This window comes from Kitasatospora sp. NPDC056531, assembly GCF_042794375.1.
GTDB lineage: Bacteria > Actinomycetota > Actinomycetes > Streptomycetales > Streptomycetaceae > Kitasatospora.
Genome location: NZ_JBHTTU010000008.1, coordinates 122,501 through 138,494, shown reverse-complemented (window position 1 = coordinate 138,494; position 15,994 = coordinate 122,501). Strand labels below are relative to the sequence as shown.

Here is a 15,994-nt window from a genome sequence, read left to right as displayed (position 1 = left end):
GCGGGTTCGTGATCGGGAAACACCGGTCGGGCACGGTGGAGGCCATGGAGCACTCGAAGCCTTCCTTCCACCGTGCCCGCCGCTGGCGCCGTGACACCGTCGAACTCGCCGCCGCCTTCCTCTCCGTCACCGCCGCCGACCTGATCGCGAAGGTCGTCCTCCACGGCTCCGACGGCCCGATCGTCCTCGCCACCTCCGCCCTCGCGCTGCTCGCCGCCGCCCTGCTGCACGCCTGGTGGTCCCCGCACGCCCCTCCCCCGACCGTCCTGTGGCGGGTGCGCACCACCGCCCTGGCCCACACCCACACCACCCTCGCCGACCACCAGATCACCCTGGTCTCGCTCCACCCCCACCCCACCACCGACGAACTGTTCCTCCGCACCCCTCTGTCCCTGAGCCCCGCCGCCCTCACCACCCTGCTCACCACCACCGGCCACACCGTCGAGGACGCCCCGACCCGGATCGCCTGAACCCGTCGGGACCGGAGGACGCCGGCGCGGCTCCACCGATCGGTCGGTTCCCGGTCTTGACCTCGACGCCGGCGGGGGCCTGAGGACGCACCCGCCGCCGGTTCGACGAGGACCCGGGCTCAGCCGTTGCTCGGCGGCTGGACGACGCACACGGCGTTGCCCAGCATGCTGCCGAAGCCCCCGAGCAGGGCGCCGGTCACGGCCTTGCAGGTGGCGGCCTCCTCTGGGGTCTTGGGGCCGTTGTTGCTGGTGCTGCTGATGCTGTCGGCGGCGGCCGACTGCGCGAGGGCGAGCGGTACGGCCAGCAGCAGGGCGCAACAGGCGGTGGCCAGTGCGGAGTTCCTGGTGAGCATGGGAGAGCCCCTTCGGATCGAGGTGGGTTCGGCGGAGAGCCGAGCCATCCCTATCCGAAGGGGCTCCGGCGGTCACGGAACCTGAGCCATCCGTGAGTGTGTCCGGTCAGTGCGCGGTCAGTGCTCGGTCAGTGCGCGGTCACTCCGTCCCGGCCGCATGAGGCGCCGGACCGGGCCTCCGGCGGGGTCGTCCCGGCCCGGGGGCCGCCTGCGCCCCGGGCATCAGTGCGTTCACGATCACGTAACCGGCCGGAAGCGCACTGTCGGTAGCGTCGGCCCCATGACGGCATCACGCACTGGCTCCGAACGGCTCTGGCACCGGCCCTTCCGCAGGTCCGACCCAAGGACCCGGTGCGCGGCGCCCGACGGCCAGGCCGCCCGGCCGCCCGCGCTCACCGGCGGCCCGCACCGGCAGGCCCGCCCGCACCCGGCGCCGGCCCGTCCGGACGCCCAGACCGCGGAGGAGGTGGCCCGGCTGTCCCTGCCGGACGGGACCGAGCTGCTGCTGCGCCCCGCCGGGCCGGCCGACAAAGCGGCGGCCCTCGCGATGCACGGCCGCTGCTCCCCCACCGCGCTGCGGCTGCGCTACCACGGGCCGGTCCGCGACGCCGACCGCTACCTGGACCACCTGCTGGACGCCCGGCACGGCCGCAGCCTCGCCGTGACCGCCCCCGACGGGCGGCTGCTCGCCCTCGGGCACCTGATGTGGGACGACGGCGAGGCGGAGCTCGCCGTGCTGGTCGAGGACGCCTGGCAGCGGCACGGACTGGGCCTGGCCCTGCTGCGACGGCTGACCGCGGCGGCCCGGGCGGCCGGGGTCGGGACGGTGTACGCGGTGACCCAGGCCGCGAACGCCGCGCTGATCGCCGCGATGCGCCGGCTGGCCGCGCCGCTGGACTTCCGCGCCGAGGACGGCACCGTGGTGATCACCGCCACCCTGGCCGCCGGAACCGCCCCCACGCCCACCCCCGCTCCGGGCCGCTGACCATTTCTTCACCACATCCTTACGGAGCGTCCCGGGAACCCGGCGACGGCCGCGTAGCGCCCGCCCGGGAACGAAGGGTCCCTCCGTACACCGCCCTCCTTGACGGACAGTCAGCGGCCCCCGCGCCCGTGTCGCAGCAGGCGGCGCGGGGTCCGGATCGTCCGGTCGGGCGACGGAGTCGGTAGGCTGACCCCGTCCCCGCCGCCCGACGGCCTGTTATCCGGCCACGGGCGGTGCCGCAGCAAGGAGGAACCACTGAGCATGGCAGGCACCGAATCGGAGCCCACTGGCGCACGCGACGCCTCGCTGCCGGCCCGCGCCAAGATCGCGGTCACGGCCGGTCGGGTCGCCGCCGCTGTGTCGCGCAAGGCCGGACGCGGAAGCGGCTCGGTGATCGGCGGCAAGGTCGCCCTCAGGCTCGACCCCGATCTGCTCGCCACCCTCGCCGACCACCTGGACGTCGTCCTGGTCAGCGCGACCAACGGCAAGACCACCACCACCCGCCTGATCGCCGAGGCGCTGCGCGCCGCCGGCCCGGTGGTCTCCAACGCCCTGGGCGCCAACATGCCGGCCGGCATCACCTCCGCCCTGGCCGGCGGCAGTGACGCCCGCTTCGGCGTGATCGAGGTCGACGAGAAGTACCTGGCGACCGTCGCCCGCGACACCCGCCCCAAGGCGATCGCCCTGCTCAACCTCTCCCGCGACCAGCTCGACCGCGCCGCCGAGACCCGCATGATGGCGGAGAAGTGGCGCGAGGGCCTGCAGGACACCGAGGCCGTGGTCATCGCCAACGCCGACGACCCGCTGGTGACCTGGGCCGCCTCCTCCTGCAAGAAGGTGGTCTGGGTGGCCGCCGGACAGGCCTGGAAGGAGGACGCCTGGTCCTGCCCCGCGTGCGGCGGTGTGATGCAGCGCCCCGGCGACGACTGGTTCTGCCAGGACTGCGGCTTCCGGCGCCCCAACCCGCACTGGGCGCTCCAGGGCACCCACGTGATCGACCCGCAGCGCGGCGCCTGGCCGATCCAGCTGCAGCTGCCCGGACGGGCCAACCTGGCCAACGCCACCAGCTCGGCCGCCGTCGCCGCCGTGTTCGGCGTCTCCCCGCAGGTCGCGCTGGAGCGGATGCGCTCGGTGACCGCCGTGGCCGGCCGCTACGACGTGGTCCAGTACCAGGGCCGGGACATCAGGCTGCTGCTGGCCAAGAACCCGGCCGGCTGGCTGGAGACCTTCTCGCTGATCGACGGCCCGCCGGCCCCGGTGATCCTCTCGGTCAACGCCCTCGACGCCGACGGCACCGACACCTCCTGGCTGTGGGACGTCGACTACGAGCGCCTGGCCGGCCACCCCATCTTCGTGATGGGCCAGCGCAAGCTGGACCTGGCCGTCCGCCTGGAGGTCGCCGGGTTGCAGTTCCACGTGGTGGACACCCTGGAGCAGGCCGTCCGGATGGCCCCGCCCGGCCGGATCGAGGCCATCGCCAACTACACCGCCTTCCAGCAGCTGCGGAAGGTCGTGGCCGGCTGATGCCGCGCCCGCACGCCAGTCTTTTCGTGACGGAAGGCCTTCGAGGATGAGTGAGAGCAGCCTGCGCGTGGTCTGGGTCTACCCGGACCTGCTCAGCACCTACGGTGACCGGGGCAACGCCCTGGTCGTGGAGCGGCGGGCCCGCCAGCGCCATCTCAACGTGACCCGGATCGACGTCCGCTCCGACCAGGCGATCCCCACCAGCGGGGACATCTACCTGATCGGCGGCGGCGAGGACCGCCCCCAGCGCCTGGCCGCCGAGCGGCTGCGCGCCGACAGCGGCCTGGTACGGGCCGCCGAGAACGGCGCGATCATCTTCGGCGTCTGCGCCGGCTTCCAGATCATGGGCCACGAGTTCATCAACGACCTCGGCGAGCGCGAGCCGGGCCTCAGCCTGCTCGACGCCTGGACCACGCGCGGCGAGGGCGCCCGCTGCGTCGGCGACGTGCTGGCCGACGTGGACCCGCGGCTCGGCCTGCCGCAGCTGACCGGCTTCGAGAACCACCAGGGTGTCACCCACCTCGGACAGGGCGTCCAGCCCTTCGCCACCGTCACCGTCGGCCGGGGCAACGGCACCGGCGACGGCACCGAGGGCGCCTGGCGGGACACCGTCTTCGGCACCTACCTGCACGGCCCGGTACTGGCGCGCAACCCCGCCGTGGCCGACATGCTGATCAAGCTGGCGCTGGACGTCAACGCCCTGCCGCCGGCCGACACCACCTGGTACGACGCGCTGCGCGCCGAGCGCATCGCCGCCACGACGCGCCCCTCGTAGTACGCCCGCACGCCCCGCCCGGGTGCCCGCCATGCGGTCACCCGGCCCACGGGCGGCCCCGGACGTACGACAATGGGGCTGCCAGCTGCACACCCTCCTCGGCAGCAGGCTGCAATTCCGCGCGGGGGCGCCGACGGCGCCGCTCCCGCGTCGGCTCCTGCCCGGCCGGACCAGGGGCCGTATGCTCGACTTCACGGCCGTTTTCGGACGTTCTGTCCGGATCGGCCGGTCCTTCACCTCGCGGCCACCTCCCCGCCATCCCGGCGTGGGAGCGCCTCGTTACGGTGTCGGCTCGTCGTCCCAGCCTGTAGTCCGGCCGTTCCTCGGTTCTGCTCGGGAGTTGCAAAGCTAATGCGTATCGGAGTGCTGACCAGCGGCGGTGACTGCCCCGGCCTGAACGCGGTGATCCGTTCCGTGGTGCACCGCGGGGTGGTCGACCACGGCGACGAGATCATCGGGTTCGAGGACGGTTGGCGCGGCTTCCTGGAGGGCCACCACCGCCCCCTGACCCTGGACTCGGTGAGCGGCATCCTCGCCCAGGGCGGCACCATCCTCGGGTCCTCCCGGGTGCAGCCGAGCCACCTGCGGGACGGCGTGGAGCGGGCCAAGAAGTACTGCTCCGACCTCGGCCTGGACGCGGTGATCCCGATCGGCGGCGAGGGCACTCTGAAGGCCGCCAAGCTGATGAGCGACGCGGGCCTGCCGATCGTCGGCGTGCCGAAGACCATCGACAACGACATCGCCGCCACCGACGTGACCTTCGGCTTCGACACCGCCGTCTCGGTCGCCACCGAGGCGCTGGACCGGCTGAAGACCACCGCCGAGTCCCACCAGCGGGTCATGGTCGTCGAGGTCATGGGCCGGCACACCGGCTGGATCGCGCTGAACGCGGGCATGGCGGCCGGCGCCCACGCCATCGTCGTCCCGGAGCGCCCGTTCCACATCGAGAAGCTCACCGCCGTCGTCCGCGAGCGCTTCGACCGCCAGAAGAAGTTCGCCATCGTGGTCTGCGCCGAGGGCGCCAAGCCCGAGCCCGGCACCATGCACTGGGAGGAGGGCAGCAAGGACATCTACGGCCACGAGCGCTTCACCGGCATCGCCACCCAGCTCTCCCGCGAGCTGGAGCACCGCCTCGGCAAGGAGGCCCGTCCGGTGATCCTCGGCCACACCCAGCGCGGCGGCACCCCGACCGCCTACGACCGGGTGCTCGCCACCCGCTTCGGCTGGCACGCCGTCGAGGCCGTCCACAAGGGCGCCTTCGGGCACATCACCGCGCTGCAGGGCACCAACATCAACCTGGTCCCGCTGGCCGAGGCGGTCGCCGAGCTGAAGACCGTCCCCCAGGAGCGCTACCTGGAGGCCGAGACGGTCATCTGACCGTCCGCCCGCCGCACTTCGGGCCCCCGGACCGCTTGTCGGTCCGGGGGCCCGCGTGCGTCCTCGCCCGGTCTCGCGCGCCTCGACTTCCAACACCAATCAACAACCTGGAATCATCGATCCACACATCATCGCGGCGACCCAACACGCCTGGGTGCCGCGACCATTGACGATGCCCCGGCTTTCCCCGAAGCTGTCATGAGCACCTACCTGCCCATCGACCGGTAGGTGGATGCCGTCGAGCGCTCCCCCGTTGACCGCTCCTGACCAGGACGACCGCCAGGAGCCCGATGGAGTGCGCAGCGCGCCCGCGAGGGCCGGCGGGCATAACGAGACGGTTTCGAAACCGCCCCAGAGGCAAACCTGAGCTTGACTCAGGCCTGAGCTGGGCGTTTCCTTTTGCTCCATCGCGTTTGATTACGATGCTTTCTGATTGATTCTGTTGCTACTGGCTGATCGGCCCCCACCCTCAGGAGCCCCACCATGCACCTCTCCCCCCGCGGCCGCCTGGCCTCCCTCGCCGCGCTGAGCCTGGTCACCGCCTTCGGTCTGACGGCCTGTTCCACCGGGCAGACCTCCTCCTCCGGCGCCGACGCTCCGGTGGCCCCGGTGTCCGGCAAGGTCTCGATCACCTACTTGCAGAAGCAGGGCGACCAGCAGTACTTCGTGGACGAGGCCGCGGGCGCCAAGGCCAAGGCCGCCGAGCTGGGCGCCGACCTGAAGGTCGTGAACCTCGGCAACGACGCCAACAAGACGGTCGGCGAGGTGCAGGCCGCGATCGCGCAGAAGAGCAACGGCCTGATCATCGTGGTCCCGGACCCGGCCGTCGGCCCGCAGGTCGTCCAGACGGCCCGGGACGCCAAGGCCGCACTGCTCACCTCCGACGACCAGGTCTGCGCGAGCGGCCCCTCCCCGGCGCAGTGCGCCGCGGGCGACCTGGTGCCCCGGATCGGCTTCTCCGGCCGGCAGATGGGTCAGCAGGTCGGCCAGCGCGCCGCGGAGGAGTTCAAGAAGGCCGGCTGGAACGCGGCCGACACCCGGATCCTCTCCGCCTGGAAGCAGGACGTGACCGTCTGCGGCGACCGGGTCAAGGCCGCCAAGGACGCCTTCGACCAGGCCGTACCGGGAGTGCAGACCATCGACGTGGCCACCGACAACACCCCGACCGGTGCCCAGGACAAGGTGGCCGCCACCATCACCGCCAACCCCGGCGTCAAGCACTGGGTGGCGTGGGGCTGCAACGACGAGAACGTCCAGGGCGCCGTCACCGCCCTGCAGAACGCCGGGATCAGCCCCGACGACATCGACGGTGTCGGCCTGGGCGCCTACCTGGCGTGCAAGGACTGGGCCTCCGGCAAGCCGTCGGGTATGAAGGCCGCCCTGTTCATCAACGGCAAGGACGTCGGCGCCCTGTCGGTGCAGACGATGTACGACAAGCTCAAGAACGGCAAGGACTTCCCCAAGGAGGCCTTCGCCCCGACCAAGATGGTCGACGCCGCGACCTGGCAGTCCGCGGGCGTGTCCTGCAGCTGACGCCGCACCCGACGTCGCGCCGAGCCGGCGGTGCGGCAGGCCTGCGCCGGCCCCGCCGCACCCCCGACGCTCCCGAAGACCGCCCGCACCGCCGTACCGCACCGCCAACGAGGCCCCGATGACCCCACCTGAACCCTCGCCCCTGCCGCCACCGGACGGCTCCGCCGGCCTGAGCGCCGAGGGGGTGTCCAAGCGCTTCGGCACCGTCCAGGCGCTCACCGACGTCACCCTCACCTTCCCGCCCGGCCAGGTCACCGCCCTGATGGGCGAGAACGGCGCCGGCAAGTCGACCCTGCTGCGCATCCTGACCGGCGACCACCGCCCCACCCAGGGACGCGTCCTGCTGGACGGCAAGGCCCTGGACCTGCACTCCCCGCAGGACGCCCGCCGCGCCGGGATCCGGATCATCCCGCAGGAACCCGAGATCATCCCCCACGTCCCGGTCGCCGAGAACGTCTACACCGGCTCACTGCCCCGCACCCGGCTGCGCCGCCTGGACCGCGCCGAACTGCGCCGCCGGATCACCGCCGACCTGCGGCGCCTCGGCTTCGACAAGGTCCTGGACCCCGACCTCCTCGGCTCCGAACTCACGCCCGCCCAACGCCAGTTGGTCGAGATCATGCGGGCCCTGACCGGCGCCGTCCCACCACGCGCGATCGCCTTCGACGAGCCCACCTCCTCACTCTCCGAGCACGAGGTCGAGGCCCTGTTCACCCTGATCCGGCGCCTGCGCGACGAGGGCATCGCGGTCATCTACGTCTCCCACCGGATGAAGGAGATCTTCCAACTCGCCGACCGCATCGCCGTGCTGCGCGACGGCCGCCTCGCCGGCGTGGTCCAGGCCACCGCCACCGGCGAGAGCGAACTGGTACGGCTCATGGTCGGCCGCGACCTCTCCACCCTCTTCGTGCGCCAGCAGGTCGCCACCGACCGCGTCGTCCTGGACGTCGACGATGTCACCACCGACGACGTCAGCGACATCAGCCTCAAAGTCCGGGCCGGCGAGGTCGTCGCACTGGCCGGCCTGATCGGCGCCGGACGCTCCGAACTCGCCCTCGCCCTCGCCGGCGACGCCCCGATCCGCTCCGGCACGGTGGCCCTCAACGGCGAAGTCCTGCGACTGCGCAACCCCCGCGCGGCCATCGCCGCCGGCATCGGCCTGGCCCCCGAGGAGCGCAAGGCCCAGGCGCTGTTCCTGCACCGCACGATCCGGGACAACACCTCGCTGGTCAGCCTGCGTCGGCTCAGCCGGTGGCGGTTCATCAAGCGCCGGCAGGAGAAGGACCTCGCCCAGGAGTACGCCGACCGGCTGCGGGTCCGCGCACCCTCCGTCGAGGCGGAGGTCCGCACCCTGTCCGGCGGCAACCAGCAGAAGGTCGTCCTGGCCCGCTGGCTCGCCCGCAGACCCGACCTGCTGATCCTCGACGAACCCACCCGCGGCGTCGACATCGGCGCCAAGGCCGAGATCTACCAGATCATCGCCGACCTCGCCCGCGAGGGCACCGCCGTCCTGGTCATCTCCTCCGAACTGCCCGAAGTGCTCGGCCTCGCCGACCGCATCGTGGTGATGCAGAACGGCCGCACCACCGGCGAGCTCACCCGCGAGCAGGCCACGGAAGAGGCCGTCCTCGCCCTCGCCATGGCCGACGACCTCGCCACCACCGCCCCCGCCCAGACCGGAGAGACCCGTTGAACGAGCGCAGCGAGCGAATCATCGAAAGGCGCGCGTGGGCGAATGCCCCTGCCGAGCGCAGCGAGGTGGGCGCATGAACGAGCGCAGCGAGCGAACCATCGAAAGGCGCGCGTGGGCGAATGCCCCTGCCGAGCGCAGCGAGGTGGGCGCATGAACGAGCGCAGCGAGCGAATCATCGAAAGGCGCGCGTGGGCGAATGCCCCTGCCGAGCGCAGCGAGGTGGGCGCATGAGCACCGTCACGCCCCCGACCGCCCCGGTGCCGGACACCGGAGCCCTGCCCGCCCGGTCCGGCGGCCCGCGCGCCCTGATCGCCGCGGTCGGCGGCCAGAACCTCAGCCTGATCGGCGCCCTCGTCGCCGTCGTCGCCCTGTTCGGCTGGCTCAACCCGAACTTCGTCGGCTGGGACAACATCCAGGTCATCGCCGAGGCCGCCACCATCTCCGGCCTGCTGGCCGTCGTCCAGACCGTCGTGATCATCTGCGGCGGCCTCGACATCTCGGTCGGCTCCCAGGCCGGCCTGGCCTCCGTCACCAGCGCCATGGTCTTCACCTCCACCGGCAACAGCCCCTACCTCGGCATCGGCGCCGCCCTCGCCATCGGCGCCGGCATCGGCCTGTTCAACGGGGCCGTGATCGTCTACGGCCGGGTCAACCCCACCATCGCCACCCTCGCAGGACTGGCCGCCTACAAGGGCGTCGCCCAGCTCGTCTCGGACGGCCGCGCCCAGGGCTACGTCCTCAACGACCCCGTCTTCGTCTTCCTCAGCCGGGGCAAGATCGCCGGCCTGCCCACCATGGTCTGGCTGCTGATCCTCACCGCGGCCGCCGTGCACGCCCTGCTCACCTACACCGACATCGGCCGCAACATCTACGCCATCGGCGGCAACGACACCGCCGCCCGCCTGGCCGGCATCAACCTCAACAAGTACCTGATCGCCGCCTACGCCCTCTCCGGCACCGTCGCCGCCCTCGCGGGCGTGCTGCTCACCGCCCGCACCGGCAGCGGCCAGCCCGTCTCCGGCAGCGAGGGCCTGGAACTCCAATCCATCACCGCCGCCGCCCTCGGCGGCTGCGCCCTCAAGGGCGGCAAGGGCGGCATCGGCGGCACCCTGCTCGCCGTCGCACTCCTCGGCGCGCTGCAGAACGGCCTCACCGTCCAGGGCATCAACGCCTTCTGGCAGAACGTCGCCCAGGGCACCCTGCTGGTCGCCGCCGTCGTCATCCAGCAGCGCCGCAACCGCGAACGCGCCGTCGGCCTGCCCGCCTGACGCCTGCCGATCGCCGCGGTCGGGCCGGGCCCGACCGCGGCACCGGCGGTTCCATGGCCGACCGGGTACCGGGCAGACAGGTGGCCCGCCGGTCCTGGGATAATGGCTCCCGCAGGACCCAGCCGCGTTCCCGGTCGCCGACGAGAACGCACAAGCCGCACGTGCTCGTTCGATCGAAAGGTCCTCCGTGGCTGACCAGACGTTGCTCGCCGCCCAGCGCCAGGCGCTGATCCTGGAGGCGATCCGCCGGGCCGGCGCGGTCCGGGTCGCCGAGCTGGTCGAGCAGTTCGGCGTGTCCGACATGACCATCCGCCGGGACCTCGACGCGCTGGCCCGCCAGGGCACCGTGGAGAAGGTCCACGGCGGGGCCGTCGCGACCGGGACGGCGAGCACCTTCGAACCCGGCTTCGACGCCAAATCCGCCCTGGAGGAGGGCACCAAGGCCGCGCTCGCGGACGCCGCGGTGAAACTGGTGGAGCCGGGCAGCGTGGTGGCCCTCTCGGCCGGCACCACGACCTACGCGGTCGCCGCCCGGCTGCTGGAGATCCCGGAACTGACGGTGGTGACCAACTCGCTGCGGATCGCGGACCTGCTGTGGGCAGCGGGAAGCGACGGGAAGGAGGGCGTCCCGTCGCTGCTGTTGACCGGTGGATCCCCCACGCGCTCGGCGGCCCTGGTGGGAGCGCTGGCCGACCAGACGATCCGTTCGCTGCACGTGGACCTGCTGATCCTCGGCGTGCACGGGGTCAGCGAGCAGGCCGGCCTCACCACGCCCAACCTGGCCGAGGCGCAGACCAACCGGGCCCTGATCGCCTCCGCCCGCCGCACCATCGTGGTCGCCGACCACACCAAATGGGGCGTCGTCGGGCTGAGCAGCTTCGCGACCCTGGCGGAGATCGACTGCTTCATCACCGACGACGCCCTCCCGGCGACCGCCCGCGAGGTGATCGCCGAGGCGGTCGGCGAGCTCATCGTCGTCCCCGCGGCCGGCTGAGCGCTCGGCCGGGTCAGCCCACCCGCCGGGCGCCCGCCGAGGGCACGGCGGTGAAGGTGACCGGTGCGGCGAAACCCGCCGCCCTGAAAGCCACCTCCACCGCCTGTGAGACCTCCGCCACGCGCGCGGCCTCGACCAGCGCGACGACCGAGCCGCCGAAGCCCCCGCCGGTCATCCGGGCGCCCAGCGCCCCGGCGGCGACGGCGGCCTCCACCGCGAGGTCCGTCTCCGGGCAGGAGACCCGGAAGTCGTCGCGCAGCGAGGCGTGCCCGGCCGTCAGGATCGGGCCCAGTTCGGCGATCCGGCCGGCGTCCAGGTGCTCGATGGTCGCGGCCACCCGCCCGTTCTCGGTCACCACGTGCCGGACCAGCGGCCGGAGTTCCTCGGGCAGTCGGTCCAGCGCGGGGGCCAGGGCTGCGGCCGGGAGGTCGCGCAGCGCGGGCAGCCCGAGCAGCTCGGCGGCGCGCTCGCAGCCGGCCCGCAGGGCGGCGTAGGCGCCGTCGCCGAGGTCGTGCTTGACCCGGGTGTCGATCACCAGCAGCCGCAGACCCGCCGCCGCGAGGTCGAGCGGGACGTGCCGCTGCTCCAGGGTCCGGGTGTCCAGGAAGAGCGCGGTGCCGTCCGTGCAGCAGGCGGAGGCCATCTGGTCCATGACGCCGCAGGGCACGCCGACGAAGGCGTTCTCGGCCCGCTGGGCGAGCAGGGCGAGTTCCGGCGCGGTCAGGCCGAGGTCGTAGAGGTCGTTCAGGGCGGCGGCCGTGGCGCACTCCAGGGCGGCGGAGGAGGAGAGGCCGGCTCCGGCGGGCACGTCGCTGTCGACGAACAGGTCGGCCCCGCCGACGGGGTGCCCCGCCTCGGCGAGCGCCCAGAAGACCCCGGCCGGGTAGGCGGCCCAGCTGGCGACGGCGCCGGGTGCCAGGCCGTCCAGCGCGAGGTCGGTGATGGTGCCGTCGCCCTGGGCGCTGTACAGCCGCAGCCGTCCGTCCTCCCGGCGGCGGGCGGTGACCCGGGTGGTGTGCGGAAGGGCGATCGGCAGGACGAAGCCGTCGTTGTAGTCGGTGTGCTCGCCGATCAGGTTCACCCGGCCCGGAGCGGCCCACACGCCGCCCGGTCGTGCCCCGTGGACGGCCTCGAAGTCGCCGGCTGCCTCGTCGATCATCTGTTCAGCTCCATGCCTGGTACGGGCGGGGATGGTTCCCGCCTGCGGTGTCCATCAGCAGACGGGAGCGAATTCCGACATAATCAAACACCACTGCCCTCAGGGTCAACATTCGCGATGGCCATGTTCAGTCGGGTCGAGCCGACAGTCCGGAACACCTGCCACCAGCGACAACGGTTGTTGACAAGCGATCGTCTCTGTTTGAATCTGTTGAAGCTCGAAAACTGCCGGGGCGACGTCCCACGCGTAAGGAGTACAGCGGTGCACAGAACCGCCACCACGTTGGCCGACGGCCGCGAACTCGTCTACTTCGACCAGGAGCCCGGTGCGCTCCGCGATGTCCCGGACGAGCGACCGCTCGGGCCGACCGCGAGCCTCTCCGAGATCCGGCTCGACCCGGTGCTCGGCGAGTGGGTGACGGTGGCCGCGCACCGCCAGCAGCGCACCTACCACCCGCCCGCCGGCCAGTGCCCGCTGTGCCCGTCCCGGAACGGGCACCTCAGCGAGATCCCGGCCGCCGACTACGAGGTCGCGGTGTTCGAGAACCGCTTCCCCTCCCTCGCCACCGGCTCCGCCGAACACGTCACGGCCCGGGACGCACCCCTGCACACCCTCCGCCCCGGCAACGGCCGCTGCGAGGTGGTCTGCTTCACCTCCGACCACCACGCCTCCTTCGCCGACCTCGACGAACCCAGGGCCCGCCTCGTCCTGGACGCCTGGACCGACCGCACCGCGCAACTCTCCGCCCTACCCGGCGTCCAACAGGTGTACTGCTTCGAGAACCGCGGCGAAGAAATCGGCGTCACCCTCGCCCACCCACACGGCCAGATCTACGCCTTCCCCTTCATCCCCTCCCGCACCACCCGAATGATCACCCAGGCCCACGAGCACCGGACCCGCACCGGCCGCAACCTCTTCGAGGACCTCCTCACCACCGAACGCAACTCCCCCGAACGACTCGTCCTCCAAGGCGAACACTGGACCGCCTTCGTCCCGTTCGCCGCCCGCTGGCCCTACGAGGTCCACCTCTACCCCCACCGGCGCGTCCGCGACCTCACCGCGCTCACCGAGGCCGAGCGCGCCGAGTTCCCCGGCCTCTACCTGAACCTGCTGCGCCGGTTCGACGCACTGTTCCCCGCCACGCCCGGCTCGGCACCCAACCGGACCCCGTACATCTCGGCCTGGCACCAGGCGCCCAGCACCGGCGGCGACGAACTCGCGCTCCACCTGGAGCTGTTCACCATCCGACGGGCGGCCGGCAAGCTCAAGTACCTGGCCGGCGTGGAATCCGGCCTGGACGCCTTCGTCACCGATGTGAGCCCGGAGCAGGCCGCCGCCCGGCTCCGGGACGCCGCACTCGGCTGACCCGAAACCCGCCCACGGCACCGCCGGAGCCCACCCCGTCGTGACCACCGACGCGGTGGGCTCCGTCGGCATGGGCGGCGACTTCCAGCCACTCGATGATCAGGACCCCGCAGCGCGTTGATATCCGTCTGATTGCGTTGAGTGTTGACTATCTCTGTTTGATTTGGTTCGCTTTCCCCCGCCCTGCGCAGGGTGCCAGTTCCTGCACCACCGTCCGCAACCCTCCGGACCCAGGAGACACGATGCGCAAGACGTGGGCCGCGTTACTCGCGGCCTCGCTGGCAGCGGCGCCGCTCGCCGCTGTCCCCCTCACCAGCACCCCCGCCGCAGCCGCCGACTCGGCCGGCGCCGTGCTGGTCCCCACACCGCCGATGGGCTGGAACGACTGGAACGCGTTCGGCTGCGACGTCGACGAGCAGTTGGTCGAGCAGACCGCCGACAAGCTGGTCTCGGCCGGCCTCCGGGCCGCGGGCTACCAGTACGTCAACATCGACGACTGCTGGATGGGCAAGGCCCGCGACGCCGCGGGTCGGCTCGTCCCCGACCCGGTCAAGTTCCCCCACGGGATCACCGGCGTGGCCGCCTACGTACACGCCAAGGGCCTCAAGCTCGGCATCTACGAGAGCGCCGGCACGCTGACCTGTGCGGGCTTCCCCGGCAGCCTCGGCCACGAGCAGCAGGACGCGGACTCCTTCGCCTCCTGGGGCGTCGACTACCTCAAGTACGACAACTGCTACAACCAGGGCATACCGTCCCAGCAGCGCTACCGCGCGATGGCCGACGCCCTGACGAAGGCCGGCCGCCCGATCGTCTACAGCCTCTGCAACTGGGGCCTGGACAGCGTGTGGACCTGGGGTGGCAGTGTCGGCCAACTCTGGCGCACCACGGGGGACATCGACGCCTCGTTCGGCCGGATGCTGGACATCTTCCACGCGAACGCCAAGCTCGCCGACGCCGCGGGCCCGGGCGGCTGGAACGACCCGGACATGCTGGAGGTCGGCAACGGCATGACGGCGACCGAGGACCGCGCCCACTTCTCGCTCTGGGCGGAGATGGCGGCCCCGCTGATCGCCGGCACCGATCTGCGCAAGGCGAGCGCCGACACCCTCGCGATCTACGGCAACACCGAGGTCATCGCCGTCGACCAGGACCGGCTCGGCAAGCAGGGCCGGCCCGTGAGCATGGCCGCAGGTCTGGACGTCCTGGCCAAGCCGCTCGCCGACGGCAGCGTCGCCGTCACGCTGTTCAACGAGAACCCGCAGCCCACGGTGATCTCGACCACCGCGGCCGCGGTCGGCCTGCCGCAGGCCAAGGGGTACCTCCTGCGGGATCTGTGGGAGCACACCGACGGCGAGACCGCCGGGGCGATCAGCTCCACCGTGCCCGGCCACGGTGCCGTCATGTACCGGGTCACCCCGACCGACCACCCCGGCGGGCACCACCCGGACCTCGTCCTCGACACCAAGGTGCCCGACCTCACTCCGGGCGGCTCGGCCACGGTCACCACGGCCTTCGCCAACAACGGTGCCCAGTCCGCGAACGACGTGGTGCTCGGGCTTGACGTCCCGGCCGGGTGGACGGCCGCACCTCTGTCGGAGACCCGGGTCGGGCACGTGCCGGCCGGCGGCCACGCGGAGGCCGCGTTCCGCGTGACCGCCCCGGCGAAGCTGCCGACGCCGATCACCCGAGCCACCCTGACCGGCACCGCCACCGCGCACGGGCCGGGCGGCCCGCAGAGCGTCACCGCGCCCACGCCGGTCGTCCTGGCCGCACCCGTGCAGGCGCCGTACCGGACCTTCACCGACACCACCGCCGTCTTCGGCTCGCAGGACGGGACGTTCTCCATCGACGGCGCGGGCGCCGACCTCTACTACGACGTCGACCAGTACAGCACCGTCTACCGACCGGGCGCCGAACACGACGGCTCCACCACGGTCGTGAAGCTCACCGCGCAGGCTCCGACCAGCGACTGGGCCAAGGCCGGGATCATGGTCCGCAACAACATCACCGAGCCGGGCCGGTCGACCGGGTACCTCATCCTCGCCGAGGCACCCGGCAAGGGCTACGTGCTTCAGTGGGACAGCGACGGCGACGGCAAGCTGGACTCCAACAGCGCCCCGGCGAACCAGGGTTCGGGGTCCGCGAGCTATCCGAGCTGGCTGAAGCTGGTGCGCGACGGCTCGACGTACACCGGCTACTGCTCCACCGACGGGACCACCTGGACGAAGGTGGGGCAGGCCACCCTCCCGGGAGTGGCCGCACTCCAGGACGTCGGGCTGTTCACCACCTCGCACAGCGCGGGCACCAGTGGCGAGGCCGACTTCACGGGCTTCACCCAGAGCTGAGCGGCCAAGCGACCCGGCAACTGGGCAGTCCAGCAACGACACCAGGGCCCCGGGGGGGGGGAGGGGAAAGGGGGGGGGACCCGACGAGAAAAGAAGGGGAGGAAAAGAGGAAAAAAAAAAAAAAAGGGCAACCCCCCCCAAAACCCCCCACCG

The 15,994-nt window shown here is 72.2% G+C and carries 13 protein-coding genes; 11 read left to right on the top strand and 2 right to left on the bottom strand.

Going from position 1 to position 15,994, the window contains the following annotated elements; translation table 11 throughout:
* Positions 1-44: 44 nt before the first annotated feature.
* Positions 45-470, top strand: coding sequence for a hypothetical protein (locus tag ACFQ87_RS11230; protein WP_380610385.1), 426 nt, complete (start codon positions 45-47; stop codon positions 468-470).
* A gap of 119 nt (positions 471-589) precedes the next feature.
* Here the strand turns inward: ACFQ87_RS11230 and ACFQ87_RS11225 are convergent, their stop codons facing one another.
* Positions 590-823: a hypothetical protein gene (locus ACFQ87_RS11225; protein WP_380610384.1), complete on the bottom strand. Its 234-nt coding sequence runs from the start codon at positions 821-823 to the stop codon at positions 590-592.
* 280 nt (positions 824-1,103) lie between these two features.
* Here ACFQ87_RS11225 and ACFQ87_RS11220 point away from each other — a divergent pair, with 280 nt between their 5' ends.
* The 8 genes from ACFQ87_RS11220 to ACFQ87_RS11185 all read left to right on the top strand — a co-directional run bounded on the left by ACFQ87_RS11220 (position 1,104) and on the right by ACFQ87_RS11185 (position 10,972).
* Positions 1,104-1,808, top strand: a complete 705-nt coding sequence (locus ACFQ87_RS11220; protein WP_380610383.1) for a GNAT family N-acetyltransferase — start codon at positions 1,104-1,106, stop codon at positions 1,806-1,808.
* A 261-nt stretch (positions 1,809-2,069) separates the two neighbouring features.
* Positions 2,070-3,332: a MurT ligase domain-containing protein gene (locus ACFQ87_RS11215; protein ID WP_380610382.1), complete on the top strand. Its 1,263-nt coding sequence runs from the start codon at positions 2,070-2,072 to the stop codon at positions 3,330-3,332.
* Positions 3,333-3,378: 46 nt separating this feature from the next.
* Positions 3,379-4,107 (top strand): type 1 glutamine amidotransferase, encoded by a 729-nt coding sequence (locus ACFQ87_RS11210; protein WP_380610381.1) that lies wholly within the window; start codon positions 3,379-3,381, stop codon positions 4,105-4,107.
* Between the two features lie 351 nt (positions 4,108-4,458).
* Positions 4,459-5,484 carry a 6-phosphofructokinase gene (locus ACFQ87_RS11205; RefSeq protein ID WP_380610380.1) on the top strand — a complete coding sequence of 342 codons (1,026 nt, stop codon included), beginning with the start codon at positions 4,459-4,461 and terminating at the stop codon, positions 5,482-5,484.
* Between the two features lie 483 nt (positions 5,485-5,967).
* Positions 5,968-7,017 carry a substrate-binding domain-containing protein gene (locus ACFQ87_RS11200; RefSeq protein ID WP_380610379.1) on the top strand — a complete coding sequence of 350 codons (1,050 nt, stop codon included), beginning with the start codon at positions 5,968-5,970 and terminating at the stop codon, positions 7,015-7,017.
* 118 nt (positions 7,018-7,135) lie between these two features.
* Complete coding sequence (locus ACFQ87_RS11195; RefSeq protein WP_380610378.1) at positions 7,136-8,710, top strand: sugar ABC transporter ATP-binding protein; 1,575 nt, start codon at positions 7,136-7,138, stop codon at positions 8,708-8,710.
* Positions 8,711-8,937: 227 nt separating this feature from the next.
* Positions 8,938-9,978, top strand: coding sequence for an ABC transporter permease (locus tag ACFQ87_RS11190; RefSeq protein WP_380610377.1), 1,041 nt, complete (start codon positions 8,938-8,940; stop codon positions 9,976-9,978).
* Between the two features lie 187 nt (positions 9,979-10,165).
* Positions 10,166-10,972 carry a DeoR/GlpR family DNA-binding transcription regulator gene (locus ACFQ87_RS11185; RefSeq protein ID WP_380610376.1) on the top strand — a complete coding sequence of 269 codons (807 nt, stop codon included), beginning with the start codon at positions 10,166-10,168 and terminating at the stop codon, positions 10,970-10,972.
* Positions 10,973-10,985: 13 nt separating this feature from the next.
* On the opposite strand, the gene galK is transcribed toward ACFQ87_RS11185, so the two are convergent.
* Positions 10,986-12,131: a galactokinase gene (gene galK / locus ACFQ87_RS11180; RefSeq protein WP_380610375.1), complete on the bottom strand. Its 1,146-nt coding sequence runs from the start codon at positions 12,129-12,131 to the stop codon at positions 10,986-10,988.
* A gap of 261 nt (positions 12,132-12,392) precedes the next feature.
* Here galK and galT point away from each other — a divergent pair, with 261 nt between their 5' ends.
* Both galT and ACFQ87_RS11170 read left to right on the top strand, forming a co-directional pair.
* The gene (galT, locus tag ACFQ87_RS11175; RefSeq protein ID WP_380610374.1) at positions 12,393-13,496 is read left to right on the top strand and encodes a galactose-1-phosphate uridylyltransferase; all 1,104 of its coding nucleotides are present in this window, start codon (positions 12,393-12,395) and stop codon (positions 13,494-13,496) included.
* Positions 13,497-13,738: 242 nt separating this feature from the next.
* The gene (locus tag ACFQ87_RS11170) at positions 13,739-15,841 is read left to right on the top strand and encodes an NEW3 domain-containing protein (RefSeq protein ID WP_380610373.1); all 2,103 of its coding nucleotides are present in this window, start codon (positions 13,739-13,741) and stop codon (positions 15,839-15,841) included.
* Positions 15,842-15,994: the final 153 nt, after the last annotated feature.